Raw genomic sequence first — 21,686 nt, forward strand, 5'->3', positions numbered from 1 at the left:
TGCCTATGGCTGGATGAATATTCAACCGATACTACTATAAAAAATATTAAGTGTTGAGTTGTGCTTTGCTTAATCCCACCTACAAAGACTTATTTTATGAATCAAAATCAACTTTTTAAATTAACAAGATGGCGTTTAGCTCTTTGGTACACTGGTATAATGGGGGTGATTCTGAGCTTATGTGGATTTGGTTTATATGAGGCTATAGCTCATGCTCATTGGGTAGCATTAAATGAAGAATTAAAATCGGTTGCGGGTACACTTCATGACAGCATGGAACCAACTTTAAAACAACCAGGAAAAATAGAAACAGCGACTAAACGACTTTTACCAGAATTATGTCTTGCAGAAACTGATTGTTTACAAAAAATCACCACATCATCAAAACAGCGCCATGTTTTAGGCGCACTGCATCAGGGTGATTATTATATTAATTTACAGGATGTTTCTGGAAAATCTGTTGCTATAGCTGGTTTCCCAATATTAACAAATCAACGTTATCAGAAAATTACTTTGTCTTTGCATACCAAAGATAATCGTGATTGGGGAAATTTAATCGTAGAACGTAGTCTGAAAGATTATGATGATTATTTAGCTGCTACCAGATTAATTTTATTTTTGGGATTACCATTTTCTATGTTATTAGTTGGTGGTGCTAGTTTGTGGTTAGCAGCAAGAGCCATGCAGCCGGTGTATACTTCTTATGAACAAATGCAGCAATTTACCGCTGATGCAGCGCACGAATTAAGAACACCTTTAGCTGCAATTCAAGCAACTGTAGAATCTGCCTTGAGAAGCAATCAATTATCGGATGTTCAAGCTAGGGATATTTTAACTCGTGTAGAGAGACAGAATCAGCGATTATCCCAATTAGTGAAAGATTTACTGTTACTTTCACGGATGGATCAACAAGCATTACCTTTAAAATATCAAGAATGTTATTTAGATGATTTAGTCAGCGATATTGCTGAAGAATTTGCCGCTTTAGCAATAGCCGCAGAAGTACAATTAAAAACTGAAATTAGACAAGAAAAAATCAAGGTCTTGGGTGACGAAGAACAACTTTATCGGCTTTTATCTAATTTAGTTGTCAATGCAATTCAATATACTTTAGCTGGAGGGGAAGTAAAGATAATTTTAGATAGTAATAAGCATCATGCAATAATTCAAGTAGAAGATACAGGTTTGGGAATAGCACCGGAACACCAAACCCAAATTTTTACACGTTTTTGGCGAGTAAATAGCGATCGCTCTCGTCATACAGGCGGTTCTGGTTTAGGATTACCTATAGCCAATGCAATAGCGATCGCACATCAAGGAACACTAGAAGTTAACAGCAGCTTAAACAAAGGTAGTATATTTACACTGAGATTACCTTACTGATAAAATAATTTAGCAATCGACAAAAATAAAAATGTTTAAAATGACACTTGTTGTCTATGATTATTTTTGTATATTTTCCTCGGTTAAGTCTTAGCTATATATGATAGATAACAATAACATCTTATTACGTAATCTTTGGTACTATGCACTACCTAGTCACCTTCTCAAACCAGGTAAGATGGTATCCCGAATTTTTTTAGGAGAACCCGTACTGCTGATGAGAAACCAAGACGGTAAAGTTTCCGCAGTGCGTGATATTTGTCCTCATCGTGCAGTACCCTTAAGTTGTGGTCGATTTGATGGTCAAGAAGTAGAATGTTGTTACCACGGTTGGCGCTTCGACCCCGCTGGAAAGTGTGTAGCAATTCCATCTTTATTACCAGAACAAAACATAGATTTGCACCGCTTTGACGTGGAATCATATCCCATCCACGAAACTCAAGGTAACATTTGGATATACATGGCCGATGGGGAAAAATCTCAAACCCATGCTGAGGAAAAAGACGTTCCGGTAGTTCCCGGTTTTCCTGAACAACAACCCCACTTAGTAGAAGTGATGCGGTTTCCCTGCTTTATAGATCATGCAGTCACAGGTTTAATGGACCCTGCACATTCTCCTTACGTGCATCGAGTATGGTGGTGGAGAAGCGGCGATTTGCATGAAGAAGTCAAGCAATTTGATCCTTCACCTTACGGCTTTACCGTCAGACGACATAAGTTGTCAGAAAATATGGAGAACATGAGCCGATTATATTGGTTAGTTGGTGGTGGAATTCCCGAAGTTGAAATTTCTTTTCGTTTACCTGGAGTCAGAATAGAAGAGATAACTTTTGGGAAACATCGAGTTTGTAATTTAACCGCAGTTACACCAATTTCCGAAACCGAAACAGAAGTAAATTTTGTGCTTTATGGTATACCTTCTTGGTTAAGAATATTCACACCTTTAATTCATATATTAGCCAGAAAATTTTTAGGTCAAGACCGAACAGTAGTAGAAAAGCAGCAAATTGGACTTAAATACAATCCAGTTTTACGACTAATTAAAGATTCAGATATGCAAGCACAATGGTATTATCAATTAAAACGAGAATTTGCCCGTGCGACATCTGAAAAACGAGAATTTATCAATCCTGTAAAAAGTCTATTACTGCGGTGGCGTGCTTAATCTTAATCTTAATATTTTATGACTATTATCGTCTTTGGCAGCATTAATATAGACCTAGTAGCAACCGCCCCCCGCTTACCAATCGCTGGCGAAACATTGCTAGGAGAAAGCTTTTTACAAACACCAGGAGGTAAAGGTGCAAATCAAGCAGTTGCATTAGCAAAATTAGAAATTCCCACTCAAATGATCGGGCGTGTAGGTGCTGATAATTTTGGTATAGAACTAATTAAGAATTTGCAAAATTCCGGTGTAAAAACAGACAATATCTTAATTGATAAAAACGTCAGTTCTGGAATTGCTGTTATTACCGTTGATAAAAAAGGTGAAAATCACATAATTGTAATACCTGGTGCAAATGGGCAAGTTAACCAAGAAGATATAAACAGATTACACCGTTTATTACCACAAGCAACAGCCGTACTTTTACAATTAGAAATTCCTATTGAAACCGTCGTTGCAGCCGCTCAAGCCGCGAAAAATGCAAATATTACCGTCATTCTCGATCCCGCACCCGCACAATCTCATTTACCAGATGAACTTTACCCGTTAATAGATATTATTACACCCAATGAAATAGAAGCAAGTCAATTAGTAGGTTTTCCTGTCAATGGAGAAGAAACCGCAGCTAAAGCCGCAAAGATTTTATTACAAAAGGGTGTAAAATGTGCCGTTATCAAATTAGGCTCAAAAGGTGTTTATTGTGCCTCTGCGGAGGAAGCTTTCTTTATTCCAGCTTTTCCTGTTCATGCAGTTGATACCGTTGCAGCTGGTGATGCTTTTAATGGTGGTTTAGCAGCAGCACTTTTTCACAAACTCCCTTTACATCAAGCAGTGGTTTGGGGTGCAGCAGCAGGGGCTTTAGCAACTACAAAATTAGGGGCGCAGAGTTCTTTACCTGATAAAATGACTTTGGAAAAGTTTTTGGGTTAGAGTTAGGTGACAGGTGACAGGTGACAGCAAGAAGGAAGCAGAGAATTTTACTCGTTTTACTCGTTCCCATACTCTGTATGGGAATGAATTATTAAAGGTTCTACCTTTAGTAAAATTAGAGTTACTCGTTCCCATACTCTGTATGGGAATGAATTATTAAAGGCTTTGCCTTTAGTAAAATTAGAGTCAGAGACTCTATGATAGCATTCCCAGTCAGAGACTGGGAACGAGAGATTTCTGAATGCTTCAATTTCCTATATCTTCATTCCATAATTCTGGTTTTTCTGTAATAAATTCACTCATCATCTGTTCACATTCATCAAGGTTTAAATCAATGACCTCCACACCATGAGAAACCATAAATTCTTTTGCACCAGGAAAGGTTTTTGATTCTCCTGCAATCACTTTTTTAATCCCAAACTGCACGACAGCACCAGCGCACAAATAACATGGCATTAAAGTAGAATATAATGTTGTACCTTTATAATTACCTATTCTGCCGGCATTCCTTAAACAATCAATTTCGGCATGAGTGACAGGATCACCGTCTTGAACCCGTTTATTATGTCCTATACCGAGAATTTTACCATCTTTGACCAAAACAGAACCAATGGGAATTCCGCCTTCTTTTCTGCCTTGTTTAGCTTCGCTAATTGCAGCTTGCATAAATTCGTCCATTTGATAAACTCCTAATATGAAAAAACAACTAGTATTAATGGATCATGATGGTGGTGTTGATGATTATTTAGCCACTATGCTGCTGTTGACAATGGAACATATCGAACTTGTCGGTATTGTCGTCACTCCCGCAGACTGCTATATTCAACCTGCTGTCAGTGCTACGCGCAAAATTATTGATTTAATGGAATTTTCTCATATTCCGGTCGCAGAAAGTACAGTTAGGGGAATTAATCCTTTTCCACGTCTTTATCGTCGTGATTCATTTATTGTTGATCATTTACCTATTCTCAATCAACAGGAAACAATTAATACTCCTTTAGTTGCAGAAACAGGTCAAGATTTTATGGTGCGGGTATTGCAAGAAGCACCGGAACCTGTAACGCTGATGGTGACAGGACCTTTAACAACTGTAGCGGTAGCTTTAGAAAAAGTACCAGAAATCGAAAAAAAGATTGCTAAAATTGTTTGGATGGGAGGTGCTTTAAATGTTCCTGGGAATGTAGAAAAAAGTTTAGAAATGGGACAAGATGGTTCTGCGGAATGGAATGTTTATTGGGATGCAGTTTCTGCCGCAAAAGTTTGGAAAACGCAAATTGAAATTATTATGTGTCCTTTAGATTTAACAAATAATGTACCAGTCACATCAGAGTTGGTGCAGAAAATGGGAAAACAACGTAATTATCCTCTTTCTGATTTAGCTGGACAATGTTACGCCTTAGTTATTCCCCAAGATTATTATTTTTGGGATGTTTTAGCAACAGCTTATTTAGGAAAACCTGAGTTTTATGAACTGCGAGAATGGGAAACAGAAGTTATTACTCATGGTCTGAGTCAAGGACGAACTAAAGTAGTTTCAAGTGGTAGAAAAATTAAGGCGATGGATAAAGTAGATAAAGCGGCTTTTTACAATTATATATTACAACAATGGAGAAGGTGAGGTAGAATCATACATTAATCTTCTAAATCATCCATAGTCATAGGTGCTTGAGCAACATGACGAACATATAAAACAGAGACTATAGGATCTCGAATTGTAAATAGCACTCTGTAAACATTCTTAGATTTACCATAAAGCAATTGACGAACTTCTTCTGGAAAAATCTCATATTCAACTGCTAAAGCACAACGATTAGGTTTATCTTGTAAAGTAGCAATAGAATTCATGAATCCTCGAAACCAGCTATCAGCAAACTCAGGGTTACGTTCTCGATACCAGCGATATGATTGTTCAATTTGCTTTTCAGCAATAGGAGTAATCTCAACTTGAAATGTCATATTTCTGTTGCATTTCTTGAATAAAATCTGTAAGAGGACGACTTTCACCACTATTGAGTTCATCAAAACCCTGTTGAATACCCGCAATAGTTTCTAAATGCTCAATTAATTGACGTATCTTGCTAGGGTTGATTTTACGAGGATCTAAAAAGGTAATGAGAACCTGGGTGCTATTATTAATATTTTCGGGGAGTTCGGTTAATTCGATTTTACCGTCTTGATAAATACCTTCGACTGTTTTTAGCATAATTCTTAGGCAGTTAATCATTTTTTCAATTATATCATAATTATGTACTGAAAATTATTCCTGCAAATTTTAAAAAGTAAAAATAAATATTTTTCTTACTTTTTATTCCAACCAGTAAAATTCAACCCCAAAAACAGTGCCGCTACTGTTCCCGCAACAGAAATTTCTCCTGTAATAATTTTCTCGTAAATCGCATTTATAGGAATTAAAATTACCTCAATTTCTTCAGTAACATCAAGATTTTTCTGTTCTCCCACCTTCACCACATTTTCAGCCAAAAATAAATGAGTTTGATTAGTATCTTTACTGGGATTATCGTTAAGAGTACCAATTTTTCGGAGATTTTCAGCAACATAACCTGTTTCTTCCCTTAATTCCCTCAACGCTGCTGCTTCAGCACTTTCTTCACCTGGATAAAAACGTCCTGCGGGAAGTTCAATAAAAAACTCACCTACAGCGTGTCTGTACTGACGAACAAACACAACTTCCTGATTATTAGTCACTGGTAAAATTAAAGCAATATCAGGTTTAATATTGACAAAATAATCATCTATAACCTTACCATTAGGTAACTTAACTACATCCCGTCGTACCTGACAAAAAGGATGATTAATTAACATTTGTGAATTTAAAACTTCCCACTTTTGTAAATTACTCATTTTCAGTTAAAATATACCACCAGTCCAAAATTATAACATTATTCTCTCTGCGCCTCTGCGCCTCTGCGTGAGCATAAATCTTAAACATGAAAATACTTATCAACTTATTTACAGTTAACAAAAGATTTCCCCTAACCATTAGTAGAGGAACAACAGCCCAAACTACAAATATCAGAGTCAAAATTATCGAAAATGGCATTGAAGGATGGGGAGAAGCATCACCCTTTGGTGTTGGTAATCACCGCCAAACTACGGATATAATTACCGAAGCATTGCAAAAAATTGCCCCTGTGTTAGAATCATTCAACCCTTGGCAACATCAAGAAATCGAAGCAGTTTTAGCACAATTTAAAATTCCTTCCGCAGCCAAGGCCGCATTGGATATGGCGCTGTATGATTGGATGGGTAAAAGTTTGGGTTTACCAGTATGGCAACTTTTGGGACTGAATAGAAATGCGATCGCACCAACTTCGGTGACAATTGGTATTAATTCTCCAGAAGGTGCAGCTGCTAGGACGAAAGACTGGTTAAAATATATGGATGTGCGGCTGTTAAAGGTAAAATTAGGTTCGACCGAGGGAATAGAAGCAGACAGAAAAATGCTTTTAGCTGTGCGAGAAACAGCACCAGAAATAGATTTATTTGTAGATGCTAACGGAGGTTGGAGTTTAGCAGATGCGATCGCTATGTCTCTTTGGTTAGCAGATTTGGGTATACAGTATATAGAACAGCCATTACCACGAGGTCAAGAAACACATTTAGCAACCCTGAAAGAACATTCACCTTTACCCATCTTTGTTGATGAAAGTTGCTTTATTAGTGCTGATATTCCCCAATTAGCTGATTATGTAGATGGGGTTAATATTAAACTGATGAAATCTGGGGGTTTAAGTGAAGCTTTAAGAATGGTATATACAGCCAAAGCTCATGGTTTAAAAGTGATGTTTGGCTGTTATTCGGATAGTTCTCTGGCTAATACAGCAGCTTCACACATTGCACCTTTAGCTGATTATTTAGACTTAGATAGTCACCTAAATTTAATTGATGATCCTTTTATCGGTGCATCAGTGAAACAAGGACGAGTTTTACCTAACGATTTACCAGGTTTGGGAGTACAATACAGTGCGTCTGCCACTTAATAAAAAGATAGCAATTCTATTACATGAAGGACTGAGTGGAACTCAGGGAAAAACAGGTTTATCAATTTTACGCTACAGTGAAGCCCCTATTGTTGCAGTTGTAGATCGGGAATCCGTGGGTAAATCTGTACCAGAGCTAACCGGTATCAAGCGTGATGTACCTGTTGTGGCATCTGTGGCCACAGCTTTACAGTACAAACCGGAAGTTTTAGTAATTGGTATTGCTCCCAAAGGTGGGATCATACCTGATAATTACTGGACTGATATCAAAGATGCGCTGAAAGGGGGAATGTCTTTGGTGAACGGCTTACACACACCTTTAGCTAGTATACCAGAATTAAATGCACTCCTGAAACCAGGACAGTTCATTTGGGATGTCCGCAAAGAACCAGCTAACTTAGATATAGCTTCGGGGTTAGCACGAAATCTTCCCTGTCGTCGGGTGTTGACGGTGGGAACGGATATGGCTATTGGTAAGATGTCTACTAGTTTAGAACTACATTGGGCTGCAAAGTTGCGCGGTTGGCGTTCTAAATTTTTGGCAACTGGTCAAACCGGGTTAATGTTAGAAGGGGATGGGGTAGCGTTGGATGCTGTGCGGGTGGACTTTGCTGCTGGTGCTGTGGAACAGTTAGTGATGCGTTTTGGGAAAAACTACGATATTCTGCAAATTGAAGGACAAGGTTCTCTGTTACATCCTGGTTCTACTGCAACTTTACCTCTAATTCGTGGTTCTCAACCAACACATCTGGTATTAGTTCATCAAGCAGGACAAACTCATAACCGTAATAATCCTCATGTACCTATTCCACCACTACCAGAAGTAATTAAGATGTATGAAATAGTAGCTTGTGCTGCGGGTGCTTTTGGTAAAGTTCCTGTAGCGGGAATAGCTTTGAATACCAGACATTTAGATGAATCTGCGGCCAAAGAGGCGATCGCTCAAATCATAACCGAAACAGATCTACCTTGTACAGACCCCGTGCGCTTTGGTGGTGGGCTACTGTTGGATGCAGTGATGCGAAGTTAGGAATAGGAGTCAGGAGTCAGGAGTCAGGTAAAGAATCTATTTTTCTCCTCATCTCCTCATCTCCTCATCAGGTGTTTAGTCTCTACCTACCAAACCCATGAGATTTTAGAGAAGTTTTCTTACCCAACAACCAATCTAAATGCTGTGGTAATAATGTTTCTAAATCATAATTTTTCACTATTGTCTTTCGTGCTGCTGTACGAATAGCCATCATATCTTGAGAATTATCCAAAGCTTCGTTTACCTTGTCTACAATTTGTTGGGGAGAAAAGAAATCTACCAGCAGTCCATTTTTTCCATCTCTAATCATCTCTAATACTGGTGGAGTATTAGAAGCTATTAACAAACATCCTGTTGACATTGCTTCCATCATTGACCAGGATAAAACAAAAGGACGAGTTAAATAAATATGGGCTGAAGAAGCTTGTAAAACTTGCAGATATTCATGGTAAGGTAGTAAACCTGTAAAGTGTAATCTCGATAAATCTAAATCTAACTTTTCTAACATTAACTGTTTATAAGTTTTACCATCAGCAAGAGTTTTACCATAAGCGACCCTATCTTCTCCCACAACTACAACATGACAATTTGGGCGTTGTTGTTGAATTAGTGCTACCGCTTCCATAAACTGGGGAAAACCCCGATAAGGTTCCATCCCCCTGCCTACATAGGTTACTAATTCTGAGACATGGGAAAGGTCAAGATTAATGCGAGGTAAAACTAATTTAGCACCTGGATTGGGTTGAAAATAATTAGTATCAATACCATCGTGACAAACAGTAATTTTACTGTGATATTCTGGTGGGAATTGTTGACGTTGCCAATTAGTAGGAGAAAGTCCGCGATCGCAACTATATAAATCAATCAAAATTGGTGAATTTTTTACACGAATTCGACATAGATCATCGGCGCTGAGTGGTTCACTGGGATCAAAATCAGCATCAGAACCGCGAGCATGATAAAACCATTCAAAGAAACATAATAATTCGGCTTTGGGGAAAATTTCTTTCATAAATAAAGTCGGACCCCAACCAGAATGACCGTAAATGATATCAGGTATAAAACCCTGTGCTTTAAGTTGTTCAGCGATTCGATATACACCTTGTCCTGTGAGAACTGCATTCTCTAAATTGCGGACATAATGATGAGTTTGGGGTGCTGCTGTACGGGAAGGTTCATAAATAGCTTTAAATACACCTGGTATTGTTCCTTCCTGACGATTAGTACCAAACACAACTTGGTAATTATCATCTTTTGCTAAAGCTGTGGCTAGGTGGCGAAATTGGGCGGGAAAGTTAGGATGTAAGAATAAAATGCGTTTAGAGTTTGTGTAAGCATTTTTCATAGAGGTTAAAATCCTGAAAACCCTTATTCTAAACTTTTCTTGGGTTCTTTAAAAGAACTTTTTTAGAGGATGTTTGAAAAGTTTTGAATGTATAAATAAACCCCTCTCCAAACCTCTCCCCGACGCGGGGAGAGGCTTTGAAACCCCCATTCCCTCGTAGGGAAGGGGGGAAGGGGGGTTAGGTTGCTGAAGATTATTGGTTTCATCTAATACTTTTTGAACAACCTCTTAGAGGATGTTTGAAAAGTTTTGGGCGAATATAATATGGCTTCCCCACGCTGGCGCGAACACTACTACACAAGTTAAGTCCACCTGCGTGGACTAATGAAAAATCAAGGGCTTGAAACCCACGCAGGTGGGTTTTGTCTGTGTAGCCGCGACTTCTAGTCGCTTTTCAAACACCCTCTTAGGCGCACTTAAAGCACCTCTACTGATTCCTGATTCCGCTCAAGTCTAAATTCTGACTACTTAACTTAGCGCCCTGGAACTTCTCTATTTGATACCAAAGGGTAGTTACTTTACGAACATCGAGATCCAGGAATTCTAGGCTTTGCTGCTAAGATGAGGTAAACCCCTATCATTTATCAAATAATTCAGGATTTAGGTTATTTATTAATACTCGATAACTGCCGTTTATAGCCGACATAGCATAAATAAATGTTAAACTTCACAACCGAATATCAACCAGATGCAACTAAATGCGTGCAGGTATGTCAACATCGCTCTTGTAGAAAACAAGGAGCAGGAAAAGTTTTAGCGGCTTTTCAGATGTTACCAGTTCCTGATGTGACAGTTACAGCTAGTGGCTGTTTAGGACAATGTGGTAATGGACCAATGGTGCTAGTGTTACCCGATATGGTCTGGTATTGCCGAGTTTTACCTCAAGAAGTACCACTACTAGTGGAAAAACATTTATTAGGTGGTCAAAGAGTTCAAAAGATGCTTTATCATCGGTTTCATCACCAAGGATAAAGCTGATTAAAAATATCCTAAAACTGCACTCTTGATCACTGAAGCGAGACAACTGATGGACATTCAGAAGCTACGTCAATCTTTAAAACTGAAGTGGCTGAGTTACTGCGAGGAAAATCGTCCTTGGCTGGTCAAAATGCGAATCTGGCGCTCTTATGATGGTGTTAGACGACCATCATCTGGTTATATTTTGGCCACTCTGTCTGTTTTGGAACCGCAGTTAAAGCAAATACTGCCTTTCATCCTGGATTTGAATAATAATCCTGACCAAATAGTGGCGGCTTTAGGTCTTCATTTTAATCCAGAGGAAGAGTTACGTTTATTAAAATTACAGCGTGCTTCAGCTAAAAATCAGATTGTTAGTAAACCTCCTGTGAAGAATTCCTCTGTAAATACACTGTCAACCCAGAGTCATCGTCAGTCTTATCTAAATATTCAAGTATGTGAAAAGCCACCCACCATACCATCCCAGGAAAACAAACAAGTATTATTAGGAATTACTCCAGGTGTGGAACAAAAGCGCCAATCTGTTTCGGTGATTGCGGTAGCTACACCAGTGCGTTATCATTCTTCAAGCAAGTTGCTTTCTGGGTTTGGGGAAACACCCAGCCCAACTAACAAGTTAGCATCTGGGCGATCGCTCACTATGACTACACAAGTTTCCACTCAAAACAAAGAATCTAATGAAAACTGTAAATTTACGAGCATCCCAGTGAAAAAAGTCTCCTGTATTTCACCTGGTACTAATGCCCGTAGTTTACCTTCTTGGATAGACGAGTTTTGTCAGGGTGTGAGATGATAATAGGAGTCAGGAGTCAGGAGGTAAGAGGGAAAAGTTGATTAATTTTTCCCAGTCCCCAGTCTCCAGTCCCCAGTCTCCAGCTAAGGGTATTCGTGAGAAACAAACGGGACTGCGACTATTTCCCCACTGCTTGTTCCTACTTCCACTTTTAAACCTACACCACCTGCTTTAGAGCGAATGTAACCTAGTCCAAAATGACCATCTGGGGTTTCTGTATAGCTGGTAAGTTTACCGACTTTTTCATCTCCTAAAGTAATCACGGTTCCTGGTTCTGCGGGAGCATTGAGGCGAATTCCCCAAAGATATTGCTTTACACCTTTATAAGTGTTTAACCTAGCAATGGTTTCTTGACCGATGTAGCAGCCTTTATTAAAAGAAACTGTCTGCCATAAACCGACTTCTAGGGGATTATAATCATCGGTGAGTTCTAAATCTGGTACAGGACGACCTTGTAATATACGCAGCATTTCCCAAGCGCGATCGCTCAATTCTAAAGCACCATGATCTAATATTTGATTCCATAGCTTTTGTTTTTCAGCTACGGGGAAAATTAGAGTATATCCAGGGTTAGCCAAGCCACTACCCACGGCAAAAATTATCCCATCAACTAATATGTGGTTGCCATAGGGTTGACCAACAAGTGAACCAGCCCCCAACTTTTCTACGATAGCATCGCTTTGGGGTCCAATGAGGCTCAAGGTTGCAGTTTCATCAGTGACATCGGTTAATGTTACCTTATCTGCAAAAAAGATATAGCGATCCAACCATTCCATTAAAAATGCACGACGATGAGGTGAAACTAAAAGCAACACTGCATCATTGAAAACGTAGCCAGTCACCAAGTCAATTGTGCGGGCTGTAGATGTTACCATCACTGTATCACAACCTTCTCCTGGTTTGAGGCTTTGAAAATCATTGGTACTTTGGTTGTGTAAAAACCGCAGATGTTCATCGTTAGAAACACGTATGCGTCCCCAATGCGAGCGATCGCATACAGCAACTCCTTCCCTTGCTGCATGGATAGCGGCTGCATTTTTACTGTTGATTGCAGATGTTGGCATAGTAATCAAGACTTGCCCTATTTTAATATTTGTTTTTGGATCATATATTAACAAATAGGTATACCTTCTTGCCACTGACTCGCGCTGTGTTTTGAGTGGACTCCCGGCATGGGTTCAGTAATACTGAAGCTGGAAAATCTTTGGTTCTTTGGTACTTGTTATGCTAAATTACCAATTGGGGAACAGGGAACAGGGAACGGGGAACAGGGGACAGGGGACAGGGGACAGGGGGAAGAGATAATATTTTGCCATAATGTTAAAAATTATGGTTCATTTCCGATACATAGTAAGCTTCCTGAGCTTTTTTTGTCTAGATTTTGCATATTAGGTACTGAAGAACCAAATCTTTCTTTTTAATCTACAACTCTAATTAATCCTCTTTTTAAACCATCAAATACTTGATTGATTTGCATAATGTTATCTTCACTCAGACCTTCTTTTGCCAGAAGATTAGACATCATTATCTGTTGATCTTGACGCGTAATTCGGCGATTGGCAAATATGCGTTTCAAGATTGCCTCTAAATTGCTTGGATCTGAGTTAGCCATAAATTGCATATTTTTTCCTCGCAGTTTATATATTTTATTTTTTATCCTAATTGACTACAAAATAACAAAATCTGATAAAGTTTCCAATCGTAGCCTTACGGACACACAATGGAATTCAACTAATTGCTACTTTGTAGCTTTAATCGATTCAATATTTCGGTAAAATAACTTAGATGTTTAAAAAATAACAGGTTTAAGACTATGGCATTAGCTCAAATTGGAATTATTGGTGGCAGTGGTTTATACAAGATGGAAGCTCTTAAAGATGTGGAAGAATTAGAAGTAAAAACACCTTTTGGCTCGCCATCAGACACAGTAATTCTAGGGATGCTAGATGGCATAAAAGTGGCTTTTTTGGCACGTCATGGTCGTAATCATACTTTATTGCCTTCTGAGTTGCCATTTCGTGCCAATATTTATGCAATGAAGCAATTAGGGGTAAAATACTTAATTTCTGCCAGTGCAGTTGGTTCGTTGAAAGCAGAGATCAAACCACTAGATATGGTGGTTCCTGATCAGTTTATTGACAGAACCAAAAATCGCATTTCTACGTTTTTTGGCGAAGGAATTGTAGCACATATTGCCTTTGGTGATCCAGTTTGCAAAAATTTAGCGGCAGTTTTAGCAGATGCGATTGCCTCTTTAAATTTACCAGATGTTACTCTTCACCGTGATGGTACTTATGTATGTATGGAGGGGCCAGCATTTTCAACCAAAGCCGAATCAAATCTTTATCGAAGTTGGGGTGCTACCGTAATTGGCATGACAAATTTACCGGAAGCAAAGTTAGCCAGGGAAGCGGAAATTGCTTATGCAACACTGGCTTTAGCCACAGATTATGATTGTTGGCATCCAGATCATGATAGTGTCACAGTAGAGATGGTGATTGGTAATTTACAACGCAATGCGGTAAATGCTCAAAAAGTAATTCAAGAAACTGTGAAGCGGCTCAGTGAAAACCCCCCTACAAGTGATGCCCATTCCGCTTTGAAATATGCAATTTTGACGAATTTAGCCAATGCACCAGCTGCCACTAAGGAGAAGTTGGGTTTGTTGTTGGAGAAGTACATCAGGTGACAGTGAAGAGAGCAGGGGAGCGGGGGAGCAGGGGAGCGGGGGAGCAGGGGAGCGGGGGAGCAGGGGAGCGGGGGAGCAGGGGAAAAATATTTACCTTCTGCCTTCTGCCTTCTGCCTTCTGCCTTCTGCCTTCTGCCTTCTGCCTCCTGCCTCCTCACACTACCTGAAAACTAAAATTCATACTTGCCCAATTATTCACATCCAATACATAAGAGTCGGTAGCAGTTACATTCATTTCCGCTTTCACCTTACTAGCATTATGTAAATCTTGCAGCAAAGCTTGGGCAACTTCTAAGGCATTAACTAACGGACCAATAGGCTGTTGATCAGCGGTGGGATACTTAGCAATTCCCAAGGCTGCCAGGGTTTCAGTGAAAGGAAATGTACCCAAAATTAGTTGATGTTCACAAAACAATGCTCGTGTAGGCAGCATCCAGCCTGCAGTATTATCGTTTTGCGGGAATTTCAAGGTTTGCCCTGGGGGAATAACAATTTCTTGCAGATGGGGTTTAGTCTCGGAGACATCCGCTGCTGGGGACATTTGCCAAGGGTAAAAAGCAATCACCTCCGGTGCGGCCGAGCCGAACGCACTTCTAGTATTATTTAACCCCACTAACATTAAATATATGGGGCGATCGCTCAAGTTTTCTACCCAGTACTGCATCCTACTACCCACGGGAACTGTAGGAATAGCTGTTCCTGGGGTAGTAAATGCTTTGTTAGTTGTAGTTTCCCCACTCCGACTGCGCCATGTTTGACGCTGCATAATTACACGAGGTGAGATTTTACTAATAATCTCTAAACTCGCTTTCACCGCTAACCGGGAAGAACCTTCATTTTCTGTCAGTCGCCATAACTTTGCTGCTAACAGGGTGGACAATTTTGGTGTTAATCTCTGCACAGCAACTTTCACCGCTTCCCCAACTTCCCCCGCAGTATTAAGTATTAGCTCACCACCAAGAGAAAAAAGTCCATAACGGCTAGGGATATTTTGCAGTTTACCAAATACGTAATTAGCGCCCTGTTCTGCTGAGGCGATGTTTACCATCCGGGTAATGGATGCAAAAGCACTGGTAGCGTCTACACGCTCAATTCTTTCTAGTCCCGAATCTAAGGCTACTGTTAAATTAATATTGCGGGGTAACACGCGCACAGCTTCTTGTACCAGTTGCCCAACTTGTAGGGATTTGCTAAGGTCTTGGCTAGACATCTGTGCTTTCGCTGTTAACCCATTGCGCGACTTTAATATTAACTGTTCTCCAGTTGGTAGATTGAATCTCGAACCAACACTATAGTATTGCCAAACGTGTGCTGGTAATCCTCCTAACCATAACTGGGCTGTTTTACCATCCTCATCCGTAGCTCTCACCACTCCTTCACCCTCAGAGCTTTCTATGGGGAAATAATCAGTAATTAAAGCACTGTGAGGATATTTCTTCTCAGTCAATAATCCTGGTTGCTGTTCGCTGCCCAGTTTGTACATGGAACTACTTACTTGAGAGAGAAAAATTTGAATTGTTGTTGCTGGGGTTGCTTCCCATAGATATTGGGTGAGAGCATATGTAAATAAACCTGCACTGAAACCAGAAAAAAACAATTCTCCCGCTGGCTGCTCTGGTTGTGAAGTTGCTTTTAGCACCATTGCATTGTTAACAACTGAGTTCTGCATTTGCAGGTGCTTGAGCAACTCTAGTTCTTGGAGTGCTAACTTTGCTGTTGATGGTTCTGGGCGGGCGCGAAATCGCAAACCTGATGGCTGTAATGTACTTTTGGTATAGTAACTAGTATCTAATACTGCGGTTACTCGGTCTGTAGGGAGCGATCGCAATAATAGTAAAAGAGATTCTTCTAATAAATAGTTGACAAATAAACCAGTTTGTGTATTTTCATCAACTGGAATGAGGGCATTCTGCACAGTCTCTGGGAAATTCCCCAATTTGGCACGACTACCATAACCACTAAAGTGGAAGATCACCAGATCATCAGCTTTTACTTGCTTACCCAAGTGATCTAAAATAGCCGCCTCAATAAATTCCCTACTGGCTTCTTCATCAGTTAAGGTGAGAATATCTGAAGCTACAAAGCCAAAACGGTGAATTAACAGTTCCCTTTGTAATTCCACATCAGTCAAACAACCAGCAAGGGCGGGACTTTGTGGATATTGATTGATACCTATCAACAATGCCAACTTACGGGAATTTGGTGCTGCTAAAGCTTGATAATAGCGATTTCCTAAAGTCAACCACTCAGCTTCAGTCAATCCCAAGATTGCCAGTATGGAGCCAATTCGTTCTAAAAACGCACGCCGTTTCATAATAAGCTATCAGCGGTCAGTCCATAAAGTACAGCATGAACTACCCCACCCTACTTCGTTGAGGCTGGGGTTTCTACATCCCCAGCAGTAGGTTGAGATTTCTGACGCTTCACTTGGGATAGTTGCCTCAAACTGCCAGTTGCTCGACGTTTTTTGGTAGAGCTACTCCCATCAGCGTCTGCGAGGTTAGTTCCTAACCCCGGTAGATTATTTTGACTCCAAAGCAGCATTACCTCAGCAGCAGCAATATCACGCTGTTGAGTGTAATTGCAATTAGCACAAACATGAACACGCTGGTCTAAATTTTTCTTTTCTTGATGCCCACATTTAGGGCAAGTTTGAGATGGTTTTACCTTCCTGGTAGGAACTTCTAAAAACACACCTTGAAAATCTTGTAATTTGTATTTCAAAGCACTTCTTATCATTCCCATCCCCACATCAAGAATGGATTTATTCAGCCCAGCTTTTTGCTTTTTGCGCTTGCCTGTCTTAGCTTTGGAGGTCATTTTCTTGACTTCTAGTTCTTCTGTTACAACCATGCTGTTACCGCTAATTATCTGTGTTGTAACTTGGTGTACCCAGTCTTGTCTAGAATTCGCAACCTGACGACATAATTTACTAACCTTCGACTGTGCTTTCTTCCACCTTCTAGAAGCTTTCTGTTTTTTCTTGTAGTTTGGTGATTGTTTACGACGTTTTGATTTACTGAGTTTTTTGATTTGCTGTTCTGCTTTTCTCAAAAATCTCGGTGCTTCAATTAGTCCATTTTCATCACCATTAGTCCAAGCAATTGCATCTTGACATCCTAAATCAATTGCTATTGTCCCACTATTGGTTTGACGACTATTTTTGAGTAATTCATCATCAATTTCTAATGCAATGGAAGCATACCATTTACCATTCCTGTAAACAATATCGCAGGTTTTAGGAGTTCCCCATAACCTGGCTTTGCCACGCATTTGAATTTGACCAATCTTGGCTAATTCCAAATAGCCGTTATCACCTGTTGAATGTACTTTCCATCCGGTTCCAGATGGATATGTCCAACCTGAATAATGTCTAATTGATCTGAGTTTAGGATATTTTGCTAAACCCGTAAAAAATCTATTGAATGCAAAGTCAACCCTTTTTAGGGTTGCTTGTAATGCTTGGGAATTGATATGTTTATATTCTGTCCATTGTTCTTTGAATGCGGGTAAACAATTTTGTTGGTCTAAATATTTGATTGATTTACCGAATTTTTGATATTCAGTTTTGCGGTGATAAACAGCAACATTGTACAAGTCTTTGTGTAACTTGCGGTGATAGAGCAGTATTTCATTTATTCTCTTTGTTGGATAAAGTCTAAATGTTGCTCTACGTAATGCCAATGTTTATCACCTCCTTGGTTTTGATGTATTGTTGTTGATTATAACCAAATAAGTGATCTTGGTGTTTGACAAAAACTCAATCACCCTGGGTCCGACTAACCTGTGCTTAGTTTCGGCTCCAGGGCATTTCGTTTTTGTCCCGCTATCCCTCCCCTCACAAGGGTAGGTTTTTAATATTATCTGTGAAGGCTGGACCTGGAAGACAAGGAGGGAAAGTAGACAAGGAAGATTTTATACGCACAATGGTATTTTAACGTGCTGTTTTTGTTACCTAAATTACATATTTTGTAGGTTTTTCCTCCCTTGTCACCTTGTCTGCCTTGTCCCCCAAGTCTTGCCCTCACGACAATAGACATCTCCGGTAATTAAATGTGCGTGGTTTGAAACCCTTGTAGAGACGTTCCGCCGGAACGTCTCTACCATATTTCCGGAGAGGTCTAATGTAAAAAACCTACACCTGTCAGCTATCCCTCCCCGCCCTATAGAGAGACGGGGAATTTCGCGGCTGTAGAGTAAAGTTTGAAATTACACTTTTTTAGGACTTACGCAGGATTGAACTCAAAACCTGATTCTTGCGTAGGGCTAATTCATGAATTACCCCTACTTCCGTTTTCTTTTGTGTAAGTCCTATTTTTGCTACTTTTCCATCAGCTTTAAGCTAAAGCTGGTTGTGGGATAGACATTGCCCGTGCTAACTCGGCCGCTACTTCTGGACGAGAGAATTCAGGTGGGGGTAACTCACCACGACGCAACATTTCCCGGACTTTTGTCCCTGACAGGTGAACCCGTTCCTCTGGTTTGCTGGGACTGGTTTTAGTTGTCGCCATTTGTTTGGTGCGTGTGCAGTAGAAAGCGTGTTCAAACTTCATTGGCACAATGCCCAATTCTTCAGGCGCAAACTCATCAAATATATATTGAGCGTCATAAGTACCGTAGTAGTCACCTACACCAGCATGATCGCGCCCAACTATAAAATGTGTACAGCCGTAATTCTTGCGAACTAAAGCATGGAAAATAGCTTCCCTTGGTCCAGCATAACGCATTGCCGCTGGGTTGATAGCTAAAATTACTCTATCTAAGGGGTAATAATGTTCCATGAGTATTTCATAGCAACGCATCCGTACATCAGCGGCAATATCGTCTTCTTTGGTTGCGCCTACTAATGGGTGTAAAAATAGACCATCTACTGTTTCTAAAGCGCACTTTTGAATATATTCATGGGCGCGGTGGATAGGGTTGCGAGTTTGGAAACCGACGATAGTTTTCCAACCCTTTTCTCTAAACATTTGCCGGGAAGCAGCGGGATCAATTTGGTAGCTGGGAAACTGGGGATGAGAATCACGTTGCAGTAACCAGATATCCCCAGCCAGATTCACAGAACCTTGGTTATATACTACCTGCACTCCAGGGTGTTTGGCTTCATCTGTGCGATAGACATTGATGGCTTCGCGTTTTTTGTCGTAGGTGTATTTTTCGCTCAGTTCCAAAACCCCAATAAACTCGCCTCTGGGGTTATCCAGACGCACTAAACCACCTACTTGGAGAGGGGCTGCAACTTCTTCTGTGACAGATAGTGTAATAGGAATTGACCAGACAACACCGTTAGCCAACCGCATTTCTATCACTACGCGATCATAGTCCGCTTGGTTCATGAAACCAGTCAGCGGACTAAAACCACCAATCGCAATCATTTCTAAATCAGAAACGGCTCGCTCATCAAGTGTCACTCGTGGCAGAAAGTCAGCTTTGGAGAGAAATACTTCTCTTTGTGCTGGTGTAGCAACCCGGTTAATTAGCTCTCCGCCATGGGGGGCGATGGCATCTGGATGGTAACTCAACGTGATTCCTTCCCTAAATTATTGTTGCGAACTATGTATTAAGTTATCAAATTGTTGGTACAAATAGTTAAATTTATGTGAAATTTTTTCCTTTGCCGGTCGGAAAGGGTGTGATTGGGAAAAAATCAAAACTCCTGAACTCCTGTAACTCCTAAACTCCTGTCATCTTCTATTCACAAAACTTTAAATACTGTAATATATCGCACATACTGATTTATAGCTGTTAAATTGGTAAACAGGCTCATAGTAATACAAAAGGAACAAGAATTATGGGTTTGTTCGATAGAATTGCTGGCAGTCGCAAAAAAGCTTCTACTACATTAGGACCTGCGGAAGCATTTGCAGCAATCGCTCTCATTGCGGTTGCATCTGATGGTTATATTACAGACAGCGAAGCGCAAGCACTTAGTACGATTTTAGGCCGGATGCAACTATTTAGAAGTTATCCCGGTGATGTGATGCGGAAGATGTTTGATAAACTCTTGAGCATTATGCAGCGTGAAGGTTTGGATGCTTTGTTTAATGCTGCTACTACTGCTTTACCTCATGATCTCACAGAAACGGCTTTTGCTGTGGCTACAGATATCGTTTTAGCTGATGGGGAAGTGACTGATGAAGAAGAAAAACTCTTGAATGATCTGTGTCGAATTTTGGAAGTTCCCGAAGAAACGGCGATTAAAATTATTGATGTGATGTTGATTAAGAATAAAGGTTAAAAAGTTGATTTAAGGTGTCGTTATGGACACCTTTTAACACTGTTCAATAATTCCCCATTCAACAAGTTTGTCTTTTCATGGCAGTAAATTGCATAAATTGCCATATAATATATAGAAGAGAAGCAATCTTAGATGAAGATTTGGGAGAAAATGATAGTGAATAGTATTAATAAGGTAAAAAATGTCAAATAACGAAAATTTAATATAATTCTTAAAAAGATTCCTAAAATTATAAAAATGGTAGTAAACAAGTATGCTCAGTGGTCATGATGTTGCTAAGTATTTTCTCGCTCAAACCAACGAAGAAGCTGGAGATTTAATGTCTAATCTCAAGCTACAAAAGTTACTTTATTATGCACAAGGTTTTAACTTAGCACTGTATGATGAACCTTTATTTCCTGAATCTATTGAAGCTTGGACTTATGGACCTGTAGTACCTGAAGTTTATCGTGCATATAAAAAATATGATTCCGGTGCTATTCCTATTCCCGAAGATATTGATTTTTCTAAATATGATCAACAAAGTCGGGAATTACTAGATGAAGTTTATTCTGTTTATGGTCAATTTTCTGCTTGGAAATTAGTCAGTTTAATTCTTGAAGAAGAACCTTGGAAAAATGCACGTGAAGGTGATTTAGTAATAACTCATCAAGCCATGAAAAAGTATTTTAAAAATCAGCTTGTAAATGCCGATGAGTAACAAGAAAAGATTTAAGCAACCACCAAAGAATAAAGATAGTAAAATAGGTGTTCCCGATGATAAACTAAGCATACCACCAGAACAACAACCACCAATATTTTCTCTACGTTATTTAGAAGGTGAATATTGTTTAACTAAATGCGATAAAGATGATCAGGCTGCGTTTGCTTTAAAATTGCATAGACTCAGTAAGTTAACTTGGAGTCAAATACACTCGCAAGATAGACATAAACTTGGTTATGAGAAAATTTCTAGAGATGCTATTAAAGCACCAATTCCCAATTTCATTACAGAAGATGTAAATTTTATTGCTTTTCGTTTCTCTGGGATGAAACCAATGGTAGGCTATAGAGATGGTGCTATATTTTATGTTATTTGGTTAGATAGAAATTTTACTCTTTACGATCATAGTTGATTGCTGTTTGCAGATAGTA

The 21,686-nt window shown here is 39.6% G+C and carries 22 protein-coding genes; 12 read left to right on the forward strand and 10 right to left on the reverse strand.

Translation table 11 applies throughout. From position 1 onward, the window contains the following. Positions 1 to 96 precede the first annotated feature (96 nt). From rppB to rbsK, 3 genes are all read left to right on the forward strand, one after another. Positions 97 to 1,383 carry a two-component system sensor histidine kinase RppB gene (gene rppB, locus H6G06_RS09130; protein ID WP_190559270.1) on the forward strand — a complete coding sequence of 429 codons (1,287 nt, stop codon included), beginning with the start codon at positions 97 to 99 and terminating at the stop codon, positions 1,381 to 1,383. 100 nt (positions 1,384 to 1,483) lie between these two features. After that, positions 1,484 to 2,548, forward strand: a complete 1,065-nt coding sequence (locus H6G06_RS09135) for an aromatic ring-hydroxylating oxygenase subunit alpha (protein WP_190559272.1) — start codon at positions 1,484 to 1,486, stop codon at positions 2,546 to 2,548. Between the two features lie 18 nt (positions 2,549 to 2,566). After that, complete coding sequence (gene rbsK / locus H6G06_RS09140; RefSeq protein WP_190559274.1) at positions 2,567 to 3,478, forward strand: ribokinase; 912 nt, start codon at positions 2,567 to 2,569, stop codon at positions 3,476 to 3,478. Between the two features lie 246 nt (positions 3,479 to 3,724). Here rbsK and H6G06_RS09145 read toward each other — a convergent pair whose 3' ends face one another. Then, positions 3,725 to 4,156, reverse strand: a complete 432-nt coding sequence (locus tag H6G06_RS09145) for a nucleoside deaminase (protein ID WP_190559276.1) — start codon at positions 4,154 to 4,156, stop codon at positions 3,725 to 3,727. 16 nt (positions 4,157 to 4,172) lie between these two features. On the opposite strand from H6G06_RS09145, the gene H6G06_RS09150 reads away from it, so the two are divergent. Beyond that, positions 4,173 to 5,096 carry a nucleoside hydrolase gene (locus H6G06_RS09150; protein ID WP_190559278.1) on the forward strand — a complete coding sequence of 308 codons (924 nt, stop codon included), beginning with the start codon at positions 4,173 to 4,175 and terminating at the stop codon, positions 5,094 to 5,096. Between the two features lie 14 nt (positions 5,097 to 5,110). Here the strand turns inward: H6G06_RS09150 and H6G06_RS09155 are convergent, their stop codons facing one another. The 3 genes from H6G06_RS09155 to H6G06_RS09165 form a co-directional block, all read right to left on the reverse strand. Continuing rightward, on the reverse strand, positions 5,111 to 5,434 hold the full coding sequence (locus H6G06_RS09155) for a type II toxin-antitoxin system RelE/ParE family toxin (protein WP_190559281.1): 324 nt from the start codon (positions 5,432 to 5,434) through the stop codon (positions 5,111 to 5,113). Then, the gene (locus H6G06_RS09160; protein WP_190559283.1) at positions 5,418 to 5,681 is read right to left on the reverse strand and encodes a hypothetical protein; all 264 of its coding nucleotides are present in this window, start codon (positions 5,679 to 5,681) and stop codon (positions 5,418 to 5,420) included. The genes H6G06_RS09155 and H6G06_RS09160 overlap by 17 nt, the downstream gene beginning before the upstream one ends. Before the next feature lie 95 nt (positions 5,682 to 5,776). Further along, a complete protein-coding gene (locus H6G06_RS09165) occupies positions 5,777 to 6,340 on the reverse strand; it encodes an NUDIX hydrolase (RefSeq protein ID WP_190559285.1) in 564 nt (187 codons plus the stop codon). 86 nt (positions 6,341 to 6,426) lie between these two features. On the opposite strand from H6G06_RS09165, the gene H6G06_RS09170 reads away from it, so the two are divergent. Together H6G06_RS09170 and H6G06_RS09175 are read left to right on the forward strand one after the other, a co-directional pair. Then, on the forward strand, positions 6,427 to 7,479 hold the full coding sequence (locus tag H6G06_RS09170; protein ID WP_190559286.1) for a dipeptide epimerase: 1,053 nt from the start codon (positions 6,427 to 6,429) through the stop codon (positions 7,477 to 7,479). Then, on the forward strand, positions 7,463 to 8,509 hold the full coding sequence (locus H6G06_RS09175; RefSeq protein ID WP_190559288.1) for a DUF1611 domain-containing protein: 1,047 nt from the start codon (positions 7,463 to 7,465) through the stop codon (positions 8,507 to 8,509). Before H6G06_RS09170 ends, H6G06_RS09175 begins: the two co-directional genes overlap by 17 nt. An 82-nt stretch (positions 8,510 to 8,591) precedes the next feature. Here H6G06_RS09175 and H6G06_RS09180 read toward each other — a convergent pair whose 3' ends face one another. Continuing rightward, entirely contained in the window at positions 8,592 to 9,854 is a 1,263-nt protein-coding gene (locus H6G06_RS09180; RefSeq protein ID WP_190559290.1) for a glycosyltransferase family 4 protein, read from the reverse strand. Between the two features lie 657 nt (positions 9,855 to 10,511). Here H6G06_RS09180 and H6G06_RS09185 point away from each other — a divergent pair. Continuing rightward, on the forward strand, positions 10,512 to 10,826 hold the full coding sequence (locus H6G06_RS09185) for a (2Fe-2S) ferredoxin domain-containing protein (RefSeq protein ID WP_190559292.1): 315 nt from the start codon (positions 10,512 to 10,514) through the stop codon (positions 10,824 to 10,826). A 55-nt stretch (positions 10,827 to 10,881) separates the two neighbouring features. Then, positions 10,882 to 11,625 carry a DUF5331 domain-containing protein gene (locus H6G06_RS09190; protein WP_190559294.1) on the forward strand — a complete coding sequence of 248 codons (744 nt, stop codon included), beginning with the start codon at positions 10,882 to 10,884 and terminating at the stop codon, positions 11,623 to 11,625. A gap of 83 nt (positions 11,626 to 11,708) precedes the next feature. Here the strand turns inward: H6G06_RS09190 and ygfZ are convergent, their stop codons facing one another. Both ygfZ and H6G06_RS09200 read right to left on the reverse strand, forming a co-directional pair. Beyond that, a complete protein-coding gene (ygfZ, locus tag H6G06_RS09195; RefSeq protein WP_190559296.1) occupies positions 11,709 to 12,689 on the reverse strand; it encodes a CAF17-like 4Fe-4S cluster assembly/insertion protein YgfZ in 981 nt (326 codons plus the stop codon). 353 nt (positions 12,690 to 13,042) lie between these two features. Then, positions 13,043 to 13,237, reverse strand: a complete 195-nt coding sequence (locus tag H6G06_RS09200; RefSeq protein WP_422387047.1) for a hypothetical protein — start codon at positions 13,235 to 13,237, stop codon at positions 13,043 to 13,045. Between the two features lie 201 nt (positions 13,238 to 13,438). Here H6G06_RS09200 and H6G06_RS09205 point away from each other — a divergent pair, with 201 nt between their 5' ends. Next, positions 13,439 to 14,314, forward strand: a complete 876-nt coding sequence (locus H6G06_RS09205) for an S-methyl-5'-thioadenosine phosphorylase (protein WP_190559300.1) — start codon at positions 13,439 to 13,441, stop codon at positions 14,312 to 14,314. Positions 14,315 to 14,468: 154 nt separating this feature from the next. Here the strand turns inward: H6G06_RS09205 and H6G06_RS09210 are convergent, their stop codons facing one another. The 3 genes from H6G06_RS09210 to sat form a co-directional block, all read right to left on the reverse strand. Then, positions 14,469 to 16,628 (reverse strand): caspase family protein, encoded by a 2,160-nt coding sequence (locus tag H6G06_RS09210; protein ID WP_190559302.1) that lies wholly within the window; start codon positions 16,626 to 16,628, stop codon positions 14,469 to 14,471. A gap of 50 nt (positions 16,629 to 16,678) precedes the next feature. Next, positions 16,679 to 17,998, reverse strand: a complete 1,320-nt coding sequence (locus H6G06_RS09215; protein WP_190559304.1) for an RNA-guided endonuclease InsQ/TnpB family protein — start codon at positions 17,996 to 17,998, stop codon at positions 16,679 to 16,681. A 653-nt stretch (positions 17,999 to 18,651) separates the two neighbouring features. Then, a complete protein-coding gene (gene sat / locus H6G06_RS09220; protein WP_190559306.1) occupies positions 18,652 to 19,836 on the reverse strand; it encodes a sulfate adenylyltransferase in 1,185 nt (394 codons plus the stop codon). Positions 19,837 to 20,105: 269 nt separating this feature from the next. On the opposite strand from sat, the gene H6G06_RS09225 reads away from it, so the two are divergent. The 3 genes from H6G06_RS09225 (at position 20,106) to H6G06_RS09235 (ending at position 21,667) form a co-directional block, all read left to right on the forward strand. Next, positions 20,106 to 20,552 carry a tellurite resistance TerB family protein gene (locus H6G06_RS09225; RefSeq protein WP_190559308.1) on the forward strand — a complete coding sequence of 149 codons (447 nt, stop codon included), beginning with the start codon at positions 20,106 to 20,108 and terminating at the stop codon, positions 20,550 to 20,552. Positions 20,553 to 20,805: 253 nt separating this feature from the next. Next, positions 20,806 to 21,252: a Panacea domain-containing protein gene (locus tag H6G06_RS09230; protein WP_190559310.1), complete on the forward strand. Its 447-nt coding sequence runs from the start codon at positions 20,806 to 20,808 to the stop codon at positions 21,250 to 21,252. Beyond that, positions 21,245 to 21,667, forward strand: a complete 423-nt coding sequence (locus H6G06_RS09235) for a hypothetical protein (protein ID WP_190559312.1) — start codon at positions 21,245 to 21,247, stop codon at positions 21,665 to 21,667. The genes H6G06_RS09230 and H6G06_RS09235 overlap by 8 nt, the downstream gene beginning before the upstream one ends. The last annotated feature ends 19 nt before the right edge of the window (positions 21,668 to 21,686 follow it).

Source organism: Anabaena sphaerica FACHB-251 (assembly GCF_014696825.1).
Taxonomy (GTDB): Bacteria; Cyanobacteriota; Cyanobacteriia; order Cyanobacteriales; family Nostocaceae; genus RDYJ01.

What these genes read in the sequence shown, in the direction of transcription:
- H6G06_RS09160 (WP_190559283.1), bottom strand. Translation starts at nt 5,681, where the DNA reads ATGCTAAAAACAGTCGAAGGTATTTATCAAGACGGTAAAATCGAATTA.
- H6G06_RS09170 (WP_190559286.1), top strand. Translation starts at nt 6,427, where the DNA reads ATGAAAATACTTATCAACTTATTTACAGTTAACAAAAGATTTCCCCTA.
- H6G06_RS09185 (WP_190559292.1), top strand. Translation starts at nt 10,512, where the DNA reads ATGTTAAACTTCACAACCGAATATCAACCAGATGCAACTAAATGCGTG.
- H6G06_RS09230 (WP_190559310.1), top strand. Translation starts at nt 20,806, where the DNA reads ATGCTCAGTGGTCATGATGTTGCTAAGTATTTTCTCGCTCAAACCAAC.
- H6G06_RS09165 (WP_190559285.1), bottom strand. Translation starts at nt 6,340, where the DNA reads ATGAGTAATTTACAAAAGTGGGAAGTTTTAAATTCACAAATGTTAATT.
- H6G06_RS09135 (WP_190559272.1), top strand. Translation starts at nt 1,484, where the DNA reads ATGATAGATAACAATAACATCTTATTACGTAATCTTTGGTACTATGCA.
- ygfZ (WP_190559296.1), bottom strand. Translation starts at nt 12,689, where the DNA reads ATGCCAACATCTGCAATCAACAGTAAAAATGCAGCCGCTATCCATGCA.
- rbsK (WP_190559274.1), top strand. Translation starts at nt 2,567, where the DNA reads ATGACTATTATCGTCTTTGGCAGCATTAATATAGACCTAGTAGCAACC.
- H6G06_RS09145 (WP_190559276.1), bottom strand. Translation starts at nt 4,156, where the DNA reads ATGGACGAATTTATGCAAGCTGCAATTAGCGAAGCTAAACAAGGCAGA.
- H6G06_RS09200 (WP_422387047.1), bottom strand. Translation starts at nt 13,237, where the DNA reads ATGGCTAACTCAGATCCAAGCAATTTAGAGGCAATCTTGAAACGCATA.
- H6G06_RS09205 (WP_190559300.1), top strand. Translation starts at nt 13,439, where the DNA reads ATGGCATTAGCTCAAATTGGAATTATTGGTGGCAGTGGTTTATACAAG.
- H6G06_RS09155 (WP_190559281.1), bottom strand. Translation starts at nt 5,434, where the DNA reads ATGACATTTCAAGTTGAGATTACTCCTATTGCTGAAAAGCAAATTGAA.
- rppB (WP_190559270.1), top strand. Translation starts at nt 97, where the DNA reads ATGAATCAAAATCAACTTTTTAAATTAACAAGATGGCGTTTAGCTCTT.
- H6G06_RS09190 (WP_190559294.1), top strand. Translation starts at nt 10,882, where the DNA reads ATGGACATTCAGAAGCTACGTCAATCTTTAAAACTGAAGTGGCTGAGT.
- H6G06_RS09210 (WP_190559302.1), bottom strand. Translation starts at nt 16,628, where the DNA reads ATGAAACGGCGTGCGTTTTTAGAACGAATTGGCTCCATACTGGCAATC.
- H6G06_RS09225 (WP_190559308.1), top strand. Translation starts at nt 20,106, where the DNA reads ATGGGTTTGTTCGATAGAATTGCTGGCAGTCGCAAAAAAGCTTCTACT.
- H6G06_RS09150 (WP_190559278.1), top strand. Translation starts at nt 4,173, where the DNA reads ATGAAAAAACAACTAGTATTAATGGATCATGATGGTGGTGTTGATGAT.
- H6G06_RS09235 (WP_190559312.1), top strand. Translation starts at nt 21,245, where the DNA reads ATGAGTAACAAGAAAAGATTTAAGCAACCACCAAAGAATAAAGATAGT.
- H6G06_RS09180 (WP_190559290.1), bottom strand. Translation starts at nt 9,854, where the DNA reads ATGAAAAATGCTTACACAAACTCTAAACGCATTTTATTCTTACATCCT.